Origin of the sequence: Arthrobacter sp. Soil736, assembly GCF_001428005.1 — a bacterium.
GTDB lineage: Bacteria > Actinomycetota > Actinomycetes > Actinomycetales > Micrococcaceae > Arthrobacter.
Window position 1 is genome coordinate 165,282 of sequence record NZ_LMSB01000066.1, and the last position, 16,674, is coordinate 181,955.

General features: G+C 63.1%; 16 protein-coding genes and 1 pseudogene. 8 read left to right on the top strand and 9 right to left on the bottom strand.

From position 1 onward, the window contains the following. Nucleotides 1–47: 47 nt before the first annotated feature. From ASG92_RS25380 to ASG92_RS25395, 4 genes are all read left to right on the top strand, one after another. Entirely contained in the window at nucleotides 48–1,100 is a 1,053-nt protein-coding gene (locus tag ASG92_RS25380; RefSeq protein ID WP_056635301.1) for a DegV family protein, read from the top strand. Nucleotides 1,101–1,179: 79 nt separating this feature from the next. Then, complete coding sequence (locus ASG92_RS25385) at nucleotides 1,180–1,365, top strand: hypothetical protein (RefSeq protein WP_056635304.1); 186 nt, start codon at nucleotides 1,180–1,182, stop codon at nucleotides 1,363–1,365. A 102-nt stretch (nucleotides 1,366–1,467) separates the two neighbouring features. After that, entirely contained in the window at nucleotides 1,468–2,436 is a 969-nt protein-coding gene (locus ASG92_RS25390; protein WP_082579735.1) for a helix-hairpin-helix domain-containing protein, read from the top strand. 1 nt (nucleotide 2,437) lies between these two features. Beyond that, a complete protein-coding gene (locus ASG92_RS25395; protein WP_056635306.1) occupies nucleotides 2,438–3,589 on the top strand; it encodes a ComEC/Rec2 family competence protein in 1,152 nt (383 codons plus the stop codon). A gap of 670 nt (nucleotides 3,590–4,259) precedes the next feature. Here ASG92_RS25395 and ASG92_RS25400 read toward each other — a convergent pair. From ASG92_RS25400 to ASG92_RS30185, 9 genes and pseudogenes are all read right to left on the bottom strand, one after another. After that, on the bottom strand, nucleotides 4,260–5,129 hold the full coding sequence (locus tag ASG92_RS25400) for an MBL fold metallo-hydrolase (RefSeq protein ID WP_056635309.1): 870 nt from the start codon (nucleotides 5,127–5,129) through the stop codon (nucleotides 4,260–4,262). Next, the gene (locus ASG92_RS25405; RefSeq protein ID WP_056635311.1) at nucleotides 5,126–5,431 is read right to left on the bottom strand and encodes a hypothetical protein; all 306 of its coding nucleotides are present in this window, start codon (nucleotides 5,429–5,431) and stop codon (nucleotides 5,126–5,128) included. The genes ASG92_RS25400 and ASG92_RS25405 overlap by 4 nt, the downstream gene beginning before the upstream one ends. A gap of 192 nt (nucleotides 5,432–5,623) precedes the next feature. Continuing rightward, nucleotides 5,624–5,824 (bottom strand): hypothetical protein, encoded by a 201-nt coding sequence (locus ASG92_RS25410; RefSeq protein WP_056635314.1) that lies wholly within the window; start codon nucleotides 5,822–5,824, stop codon nucleotides 5,624–5,626. Between the two features lie 75 nt (nucleotides 5,825–5,899). Further along, a complete protein-coding gene (locus ASG92_RS25415; protein WP_056635317.1) occupies nucleotides 5,900–6,913 on the bottom strand; it encodes a VOC family protein in 1,014 nt (337 codons plus the stop codon). 13 nt (nucleotides 6,914–6,926) lie between these two features. Then, entirely contained in the window at nucleotides 6,927–7,841 is a 915-nt protein-coding gene (locus tag ASG92_RS25420; protein WP_082579736.1) for an alpha/beta hydrolase, read from the bottom strand. Nucleotides 7,842–7,970: 129 nt separating this feature from the next. Next, a complete protein-coding gene (locus ASG92_RS25425) occupies nucleotides 7,971–8,969 on the bottom strand; it encodes a helix-turn-helix domain-containing protein (protein ID WP_056635320.1) in 999 nt (332 codons plus the stop codon). Nucleotides 8,970–9,222: 253 nt separating this feature from the next. Next, a complete protein-coding gene (locus ASG92_RS25430; protein ID WP_056635323.1) occupies nucleotides 9,223–10,074 on the bottom strand; it encodes an MBL fold metallo-hydrolase in 852 nt (283 codons plus the stop codon). A gap of 35 nt (nucleotides 10,075–10,109) precedes the next feature. Beyond that, a partial coding sequence (locus ASG92_RS30180) for an alpha/beta hydrolase (protein WP_240987303.1) occupies nucleotides 10,110–10,766 on the bottom strand: 657 nt, incomplete at its 5' end. Between the two features lies 1 nt (nucleotide 10,767). Continuing rightward, nucleotides 10,768–11,183 (bottom strand): annotated as a pseudogene (locus ASG92_RS30185) (CocE/NonD family hydrolase); the annotation flags it as partial. Nucleotides 11,184–11,546: 363 nt separating this feature from the next. Between ASG92_RS30185 and ASG92_RS25440 the strand changes: the two are divergent. The 4 genes from ASG92_RS25440 to ASG92_RS25465 all read left to right on the top strand — a co-directional run bounded on the left by ASG92_RS25440 (nucleotide 11,547) and on the right by ASG92_RS25465 (nucleotide 16,416). Beyond that, complete coding sequence (locus tag ASG92_RS25440) at nucleotides 11,547–12,716, top strand: thiolase family protein (RefSeq protein WP_056635329.1); 1,170 nt, start codon at nucleotides 11,547–11,549, stop codon at nucleotides 12,714–12,716. A 966-nt stretch (nucleotides 12,717–13,682) separates the two neighbouring features. After that, the gene (locus ASG92_RS27900) at nucleotides 13,683–14,897 is read left to right on the top strand and encodes an alpha/beta fold hydrolase (RefSeq protein WP_082579737.1); all 1,215 of its coding nucleotides are present in this window, start codon (nucleotides 13,683–13,685) and stop codon (nucleotides 14,895–14,897) included. A 56-nt stretch (nucleotides 14,898–14,953) separates the two neighbouring features. Next, nucleotides 14,954–15,742, top strand: a complete 789-nt coding sequence (locus tag ASG92_RS25460) for an enoyl-CoA hydratase/isomerase family protein (RefSeq protein WP_056635338.1) — start codon at nucleotides 14,954–14,956, stop codon at nucleotides 15,740–15,742. A gap of 56 nt (nucleotides 15,743–15,798) precedes the next feature. Beyond that, a complete protein-coding gene (locus tag ASG92_RS25465) occupies nucleotides 15,799–16,416 on the top strand; it encodes a CGNR zinc finger domain-containing protein (RefSeq protein WP_200952091.1) in 618 nt (205 codons plus the stop codon). Nucleotides 16,417–16,674: the final 258 nt, after the last annotated feature.

The window sequence follows — 16,674 nt, forward strand, 5'->3', positions numbered from 1 at the left end:
GCCGCCGGCATCGCCGGCGGCCGGCCAGAACTGCAGGAGGGGGTGCCGTGATCGACCGCGAACCGGCCGCCTGGCTGTGGTTGAAGGAACATCTCGTCCGTCTCCGCCAGGCCACCCGGCCGGGACAGACCCCGCCCACGGGCGAGCCCGCCGTCGTCGTCCGCACCGCAGTGGTGACTGACTCCGCCGCCGCGCTACCCGCAGACTGGGTGAGGGCCTTCTCCATCAATGGCCGGCTGGCCGTCATCCCCATGCCTGTCATGGTGGGGAAGGAGATCTACGGCGAGGGCGAGGACGACATCGCCGGGACAATTGCCGTGGCATTGGCCGCCGCCACGCCGGTTAAGACGTCCCGGCCGTCGCCCGGGCAGTTTGAACAGGCATACCTGGCGGCCGAACGCCACGGCTTCGAGTCTGTGGTATCCATCCATATTTCCGGTGACCTCTCCGGCACGGCAGACGCCGCCCGCCTCGCCGCCGCGCGGGTCAGGATCCCCGTCGAGGTCCTGGACACCCGCACCGTGGGAATGGCCCAGGGGCTTGCGGTGCAGAGTGCGGTAGTGGCGGCGGCGGACGGCCGCAGCGCAGCCGAAGTGCGCAGGCTCGCCGAGGAGCGCGTTGCCAAGACCAAGGTGTACTTCTACGTGCCGAGCCTGGAGCAGCTGCGCCGGGGCGGGCGGATCGGCGCCGCGGCGTCCCTGGTGGGGGCCATGTTTTCGATCAAGCCGATCCTTGCGGTCGACGGCGGCAAGATCGTTCCGCTGGAGAAGGTCCGCTCCGCTGCGAAAGCCGTTGCCCGGCTGGAGGAGATCGTCGTCGCGGACGCCGCTGCCAGGCCGCTGGGGGAGGCCAGGCTGGCCATCCACCACTTCGGCAACGAGGCGGAAGCCGAACTCCTGGCCGCCCGGCTGGCGGCCGCCTTGCCGGACACTCCGCCGGCCCAGATCAGCGCGCTTCCGGCCGTGCTGGCCGCCCACGCCGGCCTCGGCGTGCTTGCCGTGATCGTGGGTGAAAGCAGCACGTCGCTGGCCGGTTCCCCCGGCGCCGAAGATGGTGACCGGGAGCGGGGACAGGGCCGGCCAGGAGAACACGCTCCCTAGCCGGACGGCTCAAAGGGACGGGGCTGGCCGTGCCCGGAAGCTGGTAGTACAGTCCTCCCCACAGACTAAGGAGGCTCCCATGGGAATGCAGGTCCACCACGTCGCCCAGTTCGACAAGGACGTCGCCAGCGAAGTCACCCAATGGCTGAAGTACCTCAAAGGGCAGGTGACAAGCGTCCAGTTCCTCACCACCACCGTTCCGGACCCCAAAGCTCCCGAAAAGTGGAGGGTACAGTACGAGGCCTACATCACGTATCAGCAGTAGCCAGACCTGGCGGTTGTAATGGCGGCGCGCCATCGTTGACGCTATCCACATAGGGGCAGAACGCCCTTCATGCCCGGTTGGCCGTCTCCTACGGTGGTGGGTATGTCACGCCGGACCGCTGGAGCCGCAGCCAGCACCCCGCCGCGCGCCGGCGCAGGACGCCTTTCGCCCGAGCGGCGTGCAGCAGACGGGCGTGCGGCGAGGCGGCTCGCGGCAACACTCGGGCCGCCGCCGGATGCTGAGGGCGGCCGTGCGTCCGGCAGCGCCGCTCCGGGACTGCTGGACACGGGGGACCGCAACGGCTTCACGTACGGCAACGGACCGGGATCCGGACCGGACCCGGGGCCTGCTGAGGGCGTGGCTGATGTCCGGCTCAGATGGCGGCTCGGGATCCGCGCCGCAGTGCTCCTGGGGGTGGTGTCGTTGCTCGCCGGAGGCTGGTTCTGGTGGCGGGTCGCGACCGCCGGGCCGGAAGTCATGCCACTGAGTGCCGTCACGAGCGATGCAGCCGAAACGGCTCCCTCGGATCCCCCGGGAGCGGGCGGCGACGGTTCCGCCGCGGCCAGCGCTGGCGAGGGTGGGGACTCCGCGGGAACGGTGGTGGTGCACGTGGCCGGTGCGGTCAAGAAAGCTGGCATCGTGGAGCTCCCCCGGAACAGCCGGGTCCACCAAGCCATCGCGGCGGCCGGTGGCGCCACTCCGGCAGCTGACCTGAACCGGCTCAACCTCGCGTCCGTGCTGGAGGACGGCCAGAAAATCTATGTGCCCAGCCGCGGTGAAGCCGCCCATCCCGAAGCGGCGGCGGACGCGCTGCCGCCTGGGCGAGCAGGGGCAGGCTCGGCCTCGTCCGGGGAGACAGGTGGCGGCGGCGTCTCCGGCGGCAAGGTGAATCTGAACACCGCCGGCGCCGAAGAACTCGCGGAGCTGCCAAAGGTCGGCCCGGTGCTGGCCCAGCGCATCGTCGGCTGGCGCAAGGAGCATGGCCCGTTCAAGACCGTCGAGGAACTCGACGCCGTGGACGGCGTGGGACCCAAAATGCTCGAAACACTACTTCCGTTGGTGACCGTCTGAGATGGACGGCAACCGTGGTGGAACCAAGAGCCGCTGGCACAGATACGTCGAGGCGGCGGTTAGTCCGGAAGCCGCCGGCCGGGCTTCGGTCCGCGCGCCGGCCGCCCGCAACACAGCAGACGCGATCCGGCCCGGCAGAGGGACGCAGGCGACATTCCCGGCGCCAGGCAAGGCCGCTGCTGGCCGCCCGGGAGCAGCCGTCCGGCACGGACTTCGGGAAAGAGCCCGTCAGCGGCTGGTCCCGGATGAGTCGAAGACGGTTGCCGCCAGCGAGCTGCGGCGGCGGGTTGACGTCCGTCTGGCGCCCGCGGCACTGCTCGTGTGGGCTGCAACGGTTGCGGGCCCGTGGCTCACGCCCGTCGGGCTGCTGGGCGTGTGCTGCGGGTGTGCCGCGGGGGCAGGACTGCTCCTCCTGCCATCGCTGCGGCGGCGCGGCGGCCGAGGCCGCCTCCCGCGGAGTTTCCTGATGACCGTTGCGGCAGCCATGGTGCTTGCCGCCGCCGCTGCGGCCCATTCCGCTGTGTCCGCCGCGCAGCGGCATGACGGCCCCGTGGCGGGGGCCATCACCGCGCATGCGTCCGTCGTGGCGGAGGTGGAAATCACCGGCGCCCCCCGAGCGCTCAAAACGCCGGGCGGCTCCGCCCTGGCAGAACGTTGGGCGGTGACGGCCATGGTCAAGACGCTCAATACCGGAGGCCGACTGCTCCGGGCGGAGGCCGCCATAGTCATCATGGGCGGACAGGACTGGGAGCATGCGGTCTTGGGCCAGCTGGTCCGTGCCACGGGCAAGCTGCGGCCTCCTGACCCCGGCGACGTTGAAGCCGGCGTCCTCACGGCGTCCTCGCCTCCGGTGACCCTCGCAGCGGCCGCGGCCTGGCAGCAGCAGCCTGCCGCGCTGGGCCGGCAGTTCGCGGCGGCGGCCGGATGGCTGGATGCGGATGCCCGCGGGCTCCTGCCGGGCATGGTGACCGGAGACACCAGTGGCCTGGATGAACAGCTTGAGGCTGCCATGAAGACCGTGGGCCTGACCCACCTGACGGCGGTCAGCGGCAAGAAGATTTGCAATTTTACATGGGTCAAAAACAGTGCAATTTCGCGCATTTCCGCAGGTCAAAGCCATAAACGCTACCCATCTCCCGCAAATAGTTTGTGACCACCAATGTTCAACTCTGTGGTACTCGATGCGAACCGGCCGCAAACTTGAATTGGCCAGCATCGGGCCGCGGCCCTTGAGAGTCGGACCTTGGGATCGCTCGGATGTACGCGGCTACCGCCGCAGACATCGTGGCCACCCGGTTGGGGACCGACCGCGAGGACGCCGAGCGAGCCAGGCGGTTAGCTGCCTGCGCCCTGGTCCCTGGTGCCAGGGCTAATGCGGAAGTGGTCCAAGCGTGGCGGTGCGCTCCAAGTGGAGAAGGTCGTTCGCGCCCACGTTTCAGGTTGAGTTCTCGGACTCAGTCGTGATCTTGCCAGGAAAGAAAAAATGGCCCCATTCTGACAGGACTCGGGTGGGACGCTGACGTCAGGTTGGGGTGTAGTCCAAAGGAAGCAGGGAGGACGGTGCCATAGTGGCAACCATGAGGGCTCATAAAAATTTTTGTCTGTTTTCTTCTCAGGTTGCTAATCGCGGGTTGTCGTCCAGGCAACCAGTGCTAGGTCTAGTTCATGCGTCTGCCCGTACGGCACAGTCGGAGATAGGGCGACGGGTGAATTTGGCGTAATGATTGTGGGTGACGAGCAGGACGCAGGATTTTTCAGCTTTGGCTGCCCGTTGCTTCATGGTTCAGATTCCGGGCCTCAATTAGAGACAGCCAGGTGACGCGTTAGACGGCGTGAGCGGCCCTTGCTGCCGCCCACGCGGACCCAGGATTAGCGCGGTTTGGATGCTTGTCGAGGAGGGCGGCATATAGCTCCGCGCAGGTTGTGGTGGCTTCGCGCAACACGTCGAAATCTTCAAGGTAGGACAACGTTTCTGCGATATCGGTCGGGTCATCCGCGTAGTCGGTGTGTTTATGCCCCGCCACTACAGTCCTGGCGCCGAGTCTGGACAGTTGCTCAAGGGCAGATCGCCAATTGTCCCGCGATAGTTGGGTGGTCTCCGCGAGGTACGGGTGCGTGTGATTGTAAACAACGTCACCGCCGACGAGCAAACTCAAACTCGGTACCCACACGGCCGTGGTGTCTTCGGTGTCCGTGAAGCCCATTGGAATGATTTGGAGTTCATGGCCATGAAGCTCCAGGACCGGCGAATCCATAACGGTGGGCACTTGCAGCGGAGACGGGATCTCACCGGGGAACAGCATGCCCCAGAACGCCGTCAGCATCTCGGGCGAGGCGTGCTTCTTAGCCTGCCGGACGGTTCCGGAGGTTGCGACGGCAGTGGCGTCCTTGAACCGGTGGAGCAGCTGTCCGATGCCGAAGAAGTGGTCCCCATGCCCATGGGTGGAGTAAATTCGAACCAAGTTGCGGTCGAAAGAGGCAACCCACTCGACCAGCCTCTCGTTTTGCGCCGTCGTCGTGAAGGTATCGATCAAGATCGCGTCACGGGAGCCGTAGACCAGGGTTGACGTATTAGTTACCCACTGAAGATCGGCAGGCCCGTACGGGAGGTCTCGGGTAAGAGAGGGGCGACGGTCGACGAGAACGGCATACTTCAAACTCTCGTCATTGCTTTGTGGTTGCTGGGTGTTCATTTTTTCTCTCTTTTGCTGCTGAACTGTCGCGAAAGGCTGCCGCGGCTTCCGGTTTGTCCGCTCTTGACGATGTCGTTCCTCAGCCGGCTGGTCATATCGAGCTCGGCGATGGTGCCTTGAGGCACCTCATTGCTCAGCTCGACGGTGAAGGTCCCGAACGCGTGCCGCGTCACGAGAATCCCGTGTCCTGGCCTGGCGACAGCATGCTGAACGGCCTCGTTGACAATGCGGTCGAGCTCGCCCTCTAGCGCGGTCCGGCTGTCGATCTTGAGAGTTGTCATGTAGCTTCCGGTCTCGACCATGTGCTTGGTCCCTTCTGTTTGCCCGGGAAGAACCGAGGCTGGCTATCGCCTAGATGTCTCAGGTCCCCGGCGGCACCGCAGTTGCGACGCCGACGAGTCCAAGGCCGATACTCCGCGCGGAGACAGGGAAGTTCCTGGTTCTTCCCTGTCCCCGCACGAGGTCGCAACGGCCCGCGGCGGCTTCTATCCAACCTATTTTTCGCTGAGACCCTCAGGTACCAGAACCTGGAGCACCCGTAAGAGGGCCGTGACCTTTTGGCCCAGCGACACTCCAGCCTTGGATATCTCTTTGTTCTCGAAGGCGCTGAACTGATCACTGGGCCGCTCAATGAAGAAGACGGCCTTGCCGACAGCGTTGGTGTAGATCATGATGCGAAGAGGAGCATTCAGCATGACTACTCCTGGGTCATGCCGATACATCTGCTTGGCGATCGTCCCGTTGCCCCAGCGGCCGCTCTGAGCAGTTGGTCAATTCTTTGTGGACTCGGGCTTGGTCGGATAGGGAGTCCAACCATCAATCGGTTGGACCATCTCGAACCGCAGGCCTGTCTGCTCTCGGGCGTCCATCACCAACAAGCGGGTGGGCGCCTCTCCCATACCGAATTCGTGGAACGGCACGTCCATGTCGATGAGCGCGGTAGCTCCCATGCTGACCATTCGCTGTTTGACCGCCTCCACATCGTCCACATAGAACGTCACGTTATGAACGCCAGGGCCGCGCTCCTCGAGCTCCTCGTACCACGAGGTGGGCTGGCCCAAGATAGTTGGCGGAGGTTTCAGGATCTGAAAAACAATGTTTCCGACCTTTGCATGAAGGATGGGCCCGAATCCGAATGCCTTCTCCAGATTCGCTGAGATCTCCTTTTCCACCCGCTCGGCCCCAAGGCAATCGCTGAGGAATTCAAAGACCGCTTCCGGGTCGGGATGAACGATCTCGAGATGGAGGAGGGCCTGGGCGGTGGGTTGGTCGGTGTTGGTTGGTGGTGTGGTGTCGGTTCGTCCTGGATAGGGGTTCCAGCCGGGGACGGTAGGGCAAAGTTCGAATCGGAGGCCGGTTTGTTCTCGTGCGTCCATGACGAGGAGGCGGGAGGGTCCGTCGCCGAGGCCGATCTCGTGGAAGAGCACGTGAGTGTCGATGATCTCGGTGGCGCCCTTGCCGAGCATCCGTTGTTTGACGGTCTCGACGTCGTTGACGAAGAAGGTGACGTTATGGACGCTGGGGCCGTGTTCGTGGAGTTGGGTGTGCCAGCTCGGGAGGCTGGGTCCGGGGGTGAAGATCTGGAACACGATGTTTCCGACCTTGACGTGCTCGCCGACGACTCCGAAGGTATTGGAGATGTAGTCGGCGATCTCTTTCTCAACTCGCTCGGCACCGAGGCTGTCGCGGAGGAATTCGTAGGCGGCGACCGGGTCGTGGTGGACGAGCTCGAGGTGGACGAACTCGAGGGCGGTGGGTCCGGGTGACGTCGTTGTCTGGGACATGGTTCGTGGCCTTTCAGTTTTGGGTGGGGAGGTGTTCGAGGAACCAGTCCCGGGCGGCTTGGGAAGTGGTGTCGAAGTTGGGTCCGGTGTAGGAGTCGAAGTGGCCTCCCGGGATCGTGACCAGCTTCTTGGGCTGCAGTGCTGTTTCGTAGGCCGCCAGGGCGATCTGGCCGTCGGTGACGCGGTCGTGAGGTGCGACGATCATCAGGAGCGGGGTGGGGGAGATGAGGGGGATCCAGTGCTGGATGTCGTAGCCGCGCACGAACTCGACGGACTGCACGGTGAGTTCGTTGCGCCAGGTCGGGGCGCGGTCGGCGTGGGTGGTGAACCATTCGTAGGAGTCGCGGTGTCCCAGCGCGGCGTGCCCGGCGGGGTCTTCGGTGACGACGGGCATCATGGTCGGTGCGGCGCCGTTCATCCGGGCGAGTCGTTCGCCGGCGAACGCGGCGTCCGTCCCTGCCCAGTGATCGATGCGGATCTGGCTGGTGAACGATGCGGTGCCTGAGATGGCTGGGACCTGGGTGACGACGGCTTTGACCCGGTGATCGGTCGCGGCGACGACAAAGGCGTGCGAAGCGCTGTAGCTGGTTCCCCAGAGGCCGATGCGGTCGGCATTGACATCGGGACGGGATTGGGCGTAGGTGATCGCGTGCTGGGTGCAGCGGATCTGCTGCCACGGGTCGATCTCCTGACGTGGCGTACCCGGCAACGGGTCACTGGCCCCGAATCCGGGGTGGTCGTAGACCAGGCAGCTCAACCCGGCCGCCTGGAACACCTCGGCGTAGTGGTCGAGCCACATCTCTTTGACTGCTGAGAATCCGTGCGACAGGACCACGCACGGCGCCTCACCGCTGGAGTCGTCGGCGGGGTAGAACCAGCCACGCATTGTCGCACCTTGTGCGGTGAACTCGATGTCTTCACGGGCCACAGAAATTCCTCCTTGATTTGTTACGGCTTGGTGAATACATCTTCACAGGCGAGGGAAGTCGTCTTCCTGCATCTGCCTGCCAGGTTCTGGCCTATCCTTGCCAAAAAACGTAGATCAAGAATCAGAACGTCAGCATGCTGTCGCGGCGGAGGTCCGGTAATCCCGGGGAGCGCAGCCGTACTCTGCGCGGAAGGCACGAGCGAAGTGACTGGGATCGGAAAAGCCCCAACGTACCGCGATATCCGCGATTGAGCTGGCTCCAGCGGCGAGATCGCGACGCGCCCTGGCCAACCGTCGTGCACGCACGAACGCTCCTACGGTCTCGCCGGCCTCCTCAAAGACCCTGTAGACTCCGCGAACCGACATCCCATGGGCGGCAGCGATCGAAAGGGCTGTGATATCCCCCGACAGAAGGCGCTGTTCGATCCAGTCCTGCAGCAGGACAATTGGGGGCCCATTTGTTCCCTCTTTTTCCGCAGAGACCTGGTGGCGGGTAGCCGGAATTAACAGCTCCAGGGCCGCGCTGCGTGCGGCTCGCATTTCGGAGGCACTCAGCCGGTCTATCGTCCGCGCCAGCAACGCGAGGTACCCGGTAAACAACTCAGTGGCCGGTGCTGTGCGGTCAAGGAGCAGCGGTCCGAACAGGCGTTTCCCGCCGCTCGTTTCCTCCAGTGCGATCAACGGGATAATAAGCGTCTGTTTGACTTGAGGTGAGTGGACCTGAAACCTGATCGGCTGGTCGCTGCGCCACACAACAGCATCCCCTGGGCGCATGTCGAACGTGGCGTCCCCCACAACCAGTGTTTCGCTCCCTTCGCGGAGGACCGTTACACCGAGGTAGGCGTCCTCTGTCTGGGCAGCCCGGCGTTTTCCTCGCATGCCTTGGCAGGGATCACAGGCAGCCTCAACAAGGGCAAGATCCTGGATCCAGCGGCGACGCGCCCGAGCCTGAAACGACGGTGCCGTCCACGTTGGGTCGATACGCACCGCCATGTCTACAAGTGCGGTCGATAAGAACTCTTCAAAGGTGGCCTCCCTCTTGGATGCAGCAACCTCAGTGAGATCCCAGTAGCCATCTGCACCAGGGGCAGGCAGCAATCGCTGCGGAATATCTTCAATGACAGTCATGCCTAATCCCTTCCTTTTTCAAAGCTCGATATAACGGAGAGCCGTCTCACAGCCCGAACGAGAATGGGTAACGCTGACGACTAGCCATGCCACGCCGGCTGCCTGCCGGCACGTCCAACGCCGTGATGCCCAGCGGAATGGCAAAAGGGTTAAGAGGTGCATCGGACGCTTGACGGACGTTCAGTGAGGAGATCGGACTCCCGTGCTTCCGAAGCCGTCGCAACGGGCCCCATCGTGGGCGCCATGCGACTGGTCAACTGAGCAGTTTCAGGGCCGCACCCCACAACGCGCCGGGGTTGATCCGGTCAGGATGAAGGACGAGCATTGCCGAGAAGAACTCCTCCGGCGTCGGTTCCTCTGCCAGGAGCTTTGATGCGTGCAGCAGGTAGCCGCGGGTCTCCTGGATCTGTCCCGGCAGATCAGGTAGTGCGGGGTTCTTGTGTCCGGCAACGACGAACTTTGGCTCGAGGCTTTCCGCTATATCAAGCGCCCGAAGCCAGGCTTCGAGGCCTCCGTCCTGCGACTCGGTGAGGTAGGGGTGGACGCCGTTGTAGACGGCGTCCCCGGCTACCAGGAGCCCGATGGAGGGAACGAACAGCATGGTGGTGTTGTCGGTGTCGGTGTGGCCTACTTCAATGATCTGCAGTTCATGACCCTCCAGTTCAAAGGACCCACTGTCGATTTGCTGGGTGACTGTGGTTGTGGGTGGAATCATGTCTGGGAAGATCGAGTCCCAGAAGGAGGAGCGGAACTCGGGGGAGCCGTGCATTTCCATTTCATGGAGTGTGCCAGGGGTTGCCAGTACTGTGACGCCCGGAAACCGTTCCGCGAGGGGGCCTGCGCCGAACCAGTGGTCTCCGTGGCCGTGGGTGATGTAGATGTGGCTGAGGTTCTTCCCCGATGCCTCGATCCAGTCCCCGACCCGCTGTGTCTGTTCCACGGTCATGGGCGGGTCAACCAGCACCGCGTTCTTCTGTCCGGAGATGAGCGTTGCGGACAGCGGGGACCAGATGCGCGGGTCCCCGTTCGGGAGGGTTCCTCGTCCTGTTTGAGGCAGGGTGCCGGAGACGAAGACGTCGTAAGTCAGTTCGGTTGTGGGTGCCATAGTATGTGTCACTTTCCCTGAAGTTTCGTGGTGGCTTAGAGGTGCTGCAAAAACCAGCTGAGGGCGGCGGAACTTGAGTCTTCAAAGTTCTCGACGTACGGCTCGAAGTGGCCGCCCGGAAGCATTACCAGGGATTTGGGCTCCTGGGCCTGTTCGTAGGCTTCCAGGGCCAGGTCGGTGCCGGTCAGTTCATCATCCTCGGCCACAATGAAGAGCAACGGCTTCGGCGAGACCCTGGAGGCCCAGACCCCGGGTTCGTAGAGGCGGGCTGCGCGGGTGGACTGCAAGGTGACCGTGTTGTCCCAGCCGTACTCGTCCGGGCCGGGTTGCGTATAGAAGCGCAAAGCGGAGGGTAGCCGGTAAGCAGCAGGCTGGCCTGGATCACTGCTCACCACTGCGATCATCCTGGGTGCCTTACCAGCGGCCTGGTCCCGTTCGTCGTCGACGAAGGACTGTTCCAGCGCCGTCTTGGCGTCGCCTACCGCGCGCCTGGAACCGGCCACATGGCCGTTGATGGCGGGCACCTGGGAGACTACTGCTTTGAGCCGCTGTTCCGTTGCTCCCAGAACCAGGGCGTGCCCGCCGGAGTAGCTGGACCCCCACAGGCCTATGCGGGAGGCGTCCACTTCAGGCCGGCCCTCCAGATAGGTCACGGCCCGGCGCCAGTCCTTGATCTGCTGCCAGGGATTTATNCTGGCGGCCGGGACAGCAGAACCCCCGGCCGCGTCAGCAGGCCGGGGTTCTGTCCATAGGGCGTGTCCACCGGAGTAGCTGGACCCCCACAGGCCTATGCGGGAGGCGTCCACTTCAGGCCGGCCCTCCAGATAGGTCACGGCCCGGCGCCAGTCCTTGATCTGCTGCCAGGGATTTATGTCGTGGCGGAGTTCCCCCTCGCTTGCCCCGAAATTCCGGTGGTCGTGGACCAGGACCACAAATCCGCTGGCTGCAAAGCGGGAGGCATACGCGTCGAGTCCGTGCGCGCGCGTGCCGGCATAGCCGTGTGCCATGGTGATGGCGGGATGGGGTCCCGGGCCATCGGGAATGTAGAGCCAAGCGCGAAGCTTGATGCCACCCTCCGCCGTGAATTCAACATCGAGTCGTTCTGCCATGAGTCTCTCTTTTCTCTCCGGCGCTGGTGGCCGGGTATGTGTGACAACCGCGGGAGCCACGCCGCGCGCCGCGGGGAATCGTGAATCAGTTGNCTGCCATGAGTCTCTCTTTTCTCTCCGGCGCTGGTGGCCGGGTATGTGTGACAACCGCGGGAGCCACGCCGCGCGCCGCGGGGAATCGTGAATCAGTTGTGAATGGCCTGCGTCCTGGCTTCCCAGGGTTTTTGCAGGAGTAAGACGTGAAATAAGCGTACAGCGTTAGGCTCTGTCCAGCAATGATTTTTTGACGTATGCTCCTTTCACGGCGGCGGGCCGGCCCCCATTCCAGATTTTCTTCACGCATGCACAACGAAAGGCAGAACGATGGCAGGCAGCTTCATTTATGACGGGATCCGTACCCCCTTCGGAAAATTCGGGAAGTCGTTGGCGGGCATCCGCCCCGACGATTTGGCTTCACATGTGATCCGCGAGGTGGTGGGCAGGCAACCGGGGCTCGAAACGTACAGGATCGATGAGGTGATTCTGGGCAACGCCAACGGTGCGGGAGAAGATAACCGCAATGTGGCGCGCATGGCTGCGCTGTTGGCCGGGCTTCCGACGTCGGTGCCTGGCGTTACGGTCAATCGGCTGTGCGGTTCCGGCCTCGAGGCTGCCATCCAGGCGAGCCGAGCGGTGGAGATTGGAGATGCCGACCTGGTTGTTGCCGGCGGTGTCGAATCGATGAGCAGGGCGCCCTGGATCCTGGCAAAACCGGAGCGGGCCTTTCCTGCCGGTCCCGAAACCCTGCACAGTTCGACGCTGGGCTGGCGCATGGTCAACCCCAAGATGAATGAGGCATGGACCGTCTCCAATGGCGAAACGGCGGAAAACCTCGCCGACAAGTTCGACATCTCAAGGACAGAGCAAGACCGGTTTGCCGTTCGTAGCCACCGGCTGGCTGCGAAGGCGTGGTCCGAGGGCATCTACGACGACGAGGTTGTGCCCCATCCGGATTCACAGCTCCTCACCGACGAGGGTGTCCGGCCCACCTCCTCGGGGGAGGCCTTGGCTGGCCTGGTTCCGGCATTCCGTGCCGGCGGTTCCGTCACTGCAGGCAATTCGTCTCCGCTCAATGACGGGGCGGCAGCCATGCTCATCGGCCGGGAGGGCGCCTTGGAAACGGAACCCCTGGCGCGCATCGTTTCACGCGGGGTGGCCGGCAATGATCCAGACATCTTCGGCATTGCGCCAGTCGAGGCTGCCAACCAGGCCCTGGCCCGGGCGGGGAAGACCTGGGCGGACGTGGATGTTGTGGAGCTCAATGAAGCGTTTGCGGCCCAAAGCCTGGCGTGCCTGCGGCTGTGGCCTGACCTGGATCCGGAGAAGGTGAATATTCACGGTGGCGCGCTGGCCCTGGGCCACCCCTTGGGCGCGTCCGGATCCCGCATCCTGATCCACCTGGCACGGGAGCTGAAACGCCGCGGGGGAGGAGTCGGCGTTGCCGCCATTTGCATTGGAGTGGGACAAGGCCTCGCTGTTGTGCTGGAACGCTAAGCGAATTCTGAATCAGACCCCTTGAATGACATAGGTAAACTGGGTACGCTTACTTCAGCTGATTCTACAAAAGCTCAAACACTTCCTCCACTGCAGGCCGCACCGATGCAGCCTAAGGTCACGTTCCTCCTGGAACGCCCCCACACACTGACAGGGAAAGATATACAGGCTCTCCATGATCATCAATAGCGCGGATCTCGATGCCGCAGCCTCCTACAAGCTCCTCATCGGGAGCATCATTCCCCGGGCGATCGCTTGGGTGAGCACCATCTCTGAAGAGGGTGTGGCCAATCTTGCGCCCATTTCCTTCTTCACGGCGGTGGGACGAAAGCCGCCGATGGTGTCCATCTCGCTGCAGCCACGCTCAGACGGCAGGACCCTCAAGGACACTAACGTGGCCACGCTTCCGCAGGCTCACGCCCTGCACTCCTCCGCCTTCGAATTCCCCTCGGGAATCGACGAGTTTGAGGCGGTGGGGCTCGAAAAAGAGGCTTCACAAGCCGTGACGGCACCCAGGATCAAAGACGCGCCCATTGCGATGGAATGCATCGTTAACCGCATCATTCCTGTGGGCGACATGAATGATCACGTCGTGTGGGGTGAAGTGGTCCGGTTCCACGTCAAAGACGAGCTGTACCTGGAACGGGGCCGGATTGACACGGCGGCGGTCACGGCTGTGGGCCGGTTGGCGGCTGAGTACACCCTGGTTGAAAACGTGTTCACTACACNGACGAGCTGTACCTGGAACGGGGCCGGATTGACACGGCGGCGGTCACGGCTGTGGGCCGGTTGGCGGCTGAGTACACCCTGGTTGAAAACGTGTTCACTACACCCCTTGAGGACGAGCTCCTCAAATCCAAGCACAAGCAGCGCATGGCACGGCTGGATGGTCAGCCGGGTGACTGGTCACCCATCAATACGGCAGCCTGGTCGCCGTCCGGCTCGACCCTCGCCAAGGAGCAGTAGATGACCACTGTAATTGAGCAGTTGCAGAAGCAGGACCCCTCCCTGACAACCACTGGCAGCGGCGATGTGGCSGTGCTCTTCATCCACGGATTCCTGGACGATCAGAGTGTCTGGGACGACGTCGTCACCGAACTCGCCACCGCGAACGCTCAGTTGCTGAGGCTGGATCTGGCCGGGATGGGGGACCGGAGCGGGGATGAGGGTCCCTACAGTCTGGAGCGATACGCCGACGACGTCGATCTGGTGGTGGCCGGTCTGGACAAGCCCGTAGTACTCGTCGCGCAAAGCATGGGAACGCTCGTAGCCGAGCTCGTGGGTGTCCGCCACCCGGACAAGGTGCTGGGTGCGGTATTCATTACGCCCGTTCCCTTGGCAGGGACACACCTTCCCGAGGAAGCTGTYRGYTCCTTCCGGCATCTCGGTGGAGATGTAGAAGCRCAGCGCGGGGTTCGGATGTACCTGGGCGGCGGGCTGAACGAATTCGGGCTGGACAAGCTCACCTATATAGGCAGCCGCATCCGCCCGGAAGTGGTGACCCACCTCGTTGACTGCTGGAACGAAGGGATCCCGGACGCCCCTGCGAAGAGCGAATTTGGCTCACCTGTATTAATCATCCGCGGTGAAGCCGACGGTTTCGCCACCGCTGAACTGGTGTCTTCAGCGGTCGCCCCACGATTCCAGCACGTGAAGGAGGAAGTACTCAGCGGGGCGGGCCACTGGCCTCACGTCCAGCAGCCCCAGAACGTGGCCGGACTCATCGGCCGGTTCCTCCAAGAAATTTCTGAAGGATCTGCCACTGCGCCCGGCGGTGCCGGCGCTCAAGGCTGGATCAACGCCTTTGCCAGCAAGTCCGCGGACGACTTTGGCGAGGCCTTCCACCGCGACGTTGTCCTTGAGGCTTCTGTCATCCGCTCTCCGATCACCGGCCGGGAGAACGTCAAAACGGTGATGAGCGCAGCCAGCTCTATTTACGAATCCCTCGAGTTCACACAGCAAACCGTTAATGGTCCGCGCACCTATCTTGAGTGGCAGGCGACGGCGTTCGGCGGACTCAAGCTCTACGGAGTCACCATCCTCACCAAGGACGAAGCCGGTCAGATCGTCTCAGCCGCCATCCACCACCGCCCCCTTGACGCAGCGCTCCGCTTTTCGGCTGAACTCGGCAAGCGGATCGGGAAGGCCGTGGGTGAATCCCGTTTCTACTCCGCTGACTGAATCCTGCGGCACTCAGCCGGTTCGCAACTACTTCTTCAACGAAAGGGCCTAAGCCAATGACCCATCTTACGTTCACTGTCCAGSACCAGATTGCCACCATCGTCCTGGACAATCCGCCCCAGAACCGAATCGACCTTCAGATGGCGGACGAGCTTTCCGAAGCTATAACCGCCATCGGCAGCAGTGACGCCCGTGTGGTCATCATCCGGTCGGAAGGCGCGGACTTCAGCTTCGGAGGTGACATCATGACGTGGCCGGGCGCCGAAACGCGGGAACTGCGTGCCTTGTTTGAGCGCTACATGTCAGTCTTCAACCAGCTTGAATTGCTGCCCATGCCGGTCATTGCCGAAGTTCAGGGCCTTTGCTTCGGAGGTGGATTTGAACTCGCTCTGCGGGCCGACCTCATCTTTGCGGCCGAGTCAGCGGAGTTCGGGCATCCGGAACAGACTCTTGGCATCGTTACTCTCCTGGGCGGCATCTATCGGGTGGCAGAGAGGGCAGGCAAGGCGCGGGCAGCAGAATGGGCGATGACCTCGGAAAAAGTACCGGCGTCGGAAATGAGCCGCGCCGGAGTAGTGAACCGCGTCGTTTCCGAGGACAAGCTCCGGGAGGAAGTCTTGGCGTTTGCGCAGCGAATCGCCAAAGGTGCCACGCGGGCATACGCCGCGCACAAGGCACTGCTGAGGACCTGGTCGCTGGGCGGCGTCGCTGCGGCAGACCAGGCCATGTTTGATATCGCCATGCCCTTGTTTGAGCGCGAAGACACTCAATTGGGGCTGAACTCGGCAGTGGAAGCCCTTAAGGCGGGACGGCCGCGGCCCGTATTGGAATTTCAAGGCCGCTGAAGGCCTTTAAGCTAGTGGTTGGCCAAGTGCCCTAGACGTTGGCGAAAGAGGATGCAGTGAGCGACTGGAACGCGACGCAGCGCTATGACATGGAAAGTGCTCCTGGCGGGCTCGGTTTTGTGCATGACCTGCTCAACACGAAATCCGCTGGAAAGCCGCGAAGGTCCGACTTATTGCTTGACCTTGGGCTCGCCCAAGCCTGGGTGGATGCGGGGCTGAAACAGTGGGCCCTGGCAACCGGCAGGCGCTATGTCGAAGTCAAACTCACGGAACGCGACCTGGAACATCTGCGGTACTTCCGTGACGAACTTGCCAGCACGCTGAACGCCGAAGGGGACCCTGACGCCGTCGTCAGTTCCGACGTCGACGCCMTGCCCACAGTCTGGACAACCGCCACGTCCCTGAAGCTCAAATCCAATGGAACGGTCCAGGCAGAACCGCAGGGAGSGGGAGCYGGRCACATTGAATCCCTGGCCATGACAGAGATTTTCCAGGCCCAACTCGCGGGAACCTGGCACCGGCTCAAACTATGCCGCAGCGAAAAATGCAGGGTTGCGTTCTTTGACCGTTCACGCAACAACAGCGGCGTCTGGCATGACGTAAAAATCTGCGGCAACCCGGCGAATCTTCGAGCGCACCGGGCGCGAAAACATGAATCAAAGCTCGTGAATTGACCCCGTTCCTGTTCGTGGATGAACAAGTTGGCAGGGGGAGGTCTTTTCGCTGACGGGCTATCAATCCCATCAAAGGACCTCAATGCAAGCCTTACCTCCGGAGAATTCTGACCGAATCACCGAGTACGCACATCCCGACAGGCTGGTCACCGCCGAATGGCTTGTGCAGCATATGGCCGACGAAAGGCTTGTCATCGTGGAGTCTGACGAGGATCCGCTGCTGTATGAAGTGGGCCATATACCGTCGGCCGTGAAAAT

What these genes read in the sequence shown, in the direction of transcription:
- ASG92_RS25385 (WP_056635304.1), top strand. Translation starts at nt 1,180, where the DNA reads ATGGGAATGCAGGTCCACCACGTCGCCCAGTTCGACAAGGACGTCGCC.
- ASG92_RS25395 (WP_056635306.1), top strand. Translation starts at nt 2,438, where the DNA reads ATGGACGGCAACCGTGGTGGAACCAAGAGCCGCTGGCACAGATACGTC.
- ASG92_RS25415 (WP_056635317.1), bottom strand. Translation starts at nt 6,913, where the DNA reads ATGTCCCAGACAACGACGTCACCCGGACCCACCGCCCTCGAGTTCGTC.
- ASG92_RS25430 (WP_056635323.1), bottom strand. Translation starts at nt 10,074, where the DNA reads ATGGCACCCACAACCGAACTGACTTACGACGTCTTCGTCTCCGGCACC.
- ASG92_RS25390 (WP_082579735.1), top strand. Translation starts at nt 1,468, where the DNA reads ATGTCACGCCGGACCGCTGGAGCCGCAGCCAGCACCCCGCCGCGCGCC.
- ASG92_RS25440 (WP_056635329.1), top strand. Translation starts at nt 11,547, where the DNA reads ATGGCAGGCAGCTTCATTTATGACGGGATCCGTACCCCCTTCGGAAAA.
- ASG92_RS25425 (WP_056635320.1), bottom strand. Translation starts at nt 8,969, where the DNA reads ATGACTGTCATTGAAGATATTCCGCAGCGATTGCTGCCTGCCCCTGGT.
- ASG92_RS25400 (WP_056635309.1), bottom strand. Translation starts at nt 5,129, where the DNA reads ATGAACACCCAGCAACCACAAAGCAATGACGAGAGTTTGAAGTATGCC.
- ASG92_RS25410 (WP_056635314.1), bottom strand. Translation starts at nt 5,824, where the DNA reads ATGCTGAATGCTCCTCTTCGCATCATGATCTACACCAACGCTGTCGGC.
- ASG92_RS25405 (WP_056635311.1), bottom strand. Translation starts at nt 5,431, where the DNA reads ATGGTCGAGACCGGAAGCTACATGACAACTCTCAAGATCGACAGCCGG.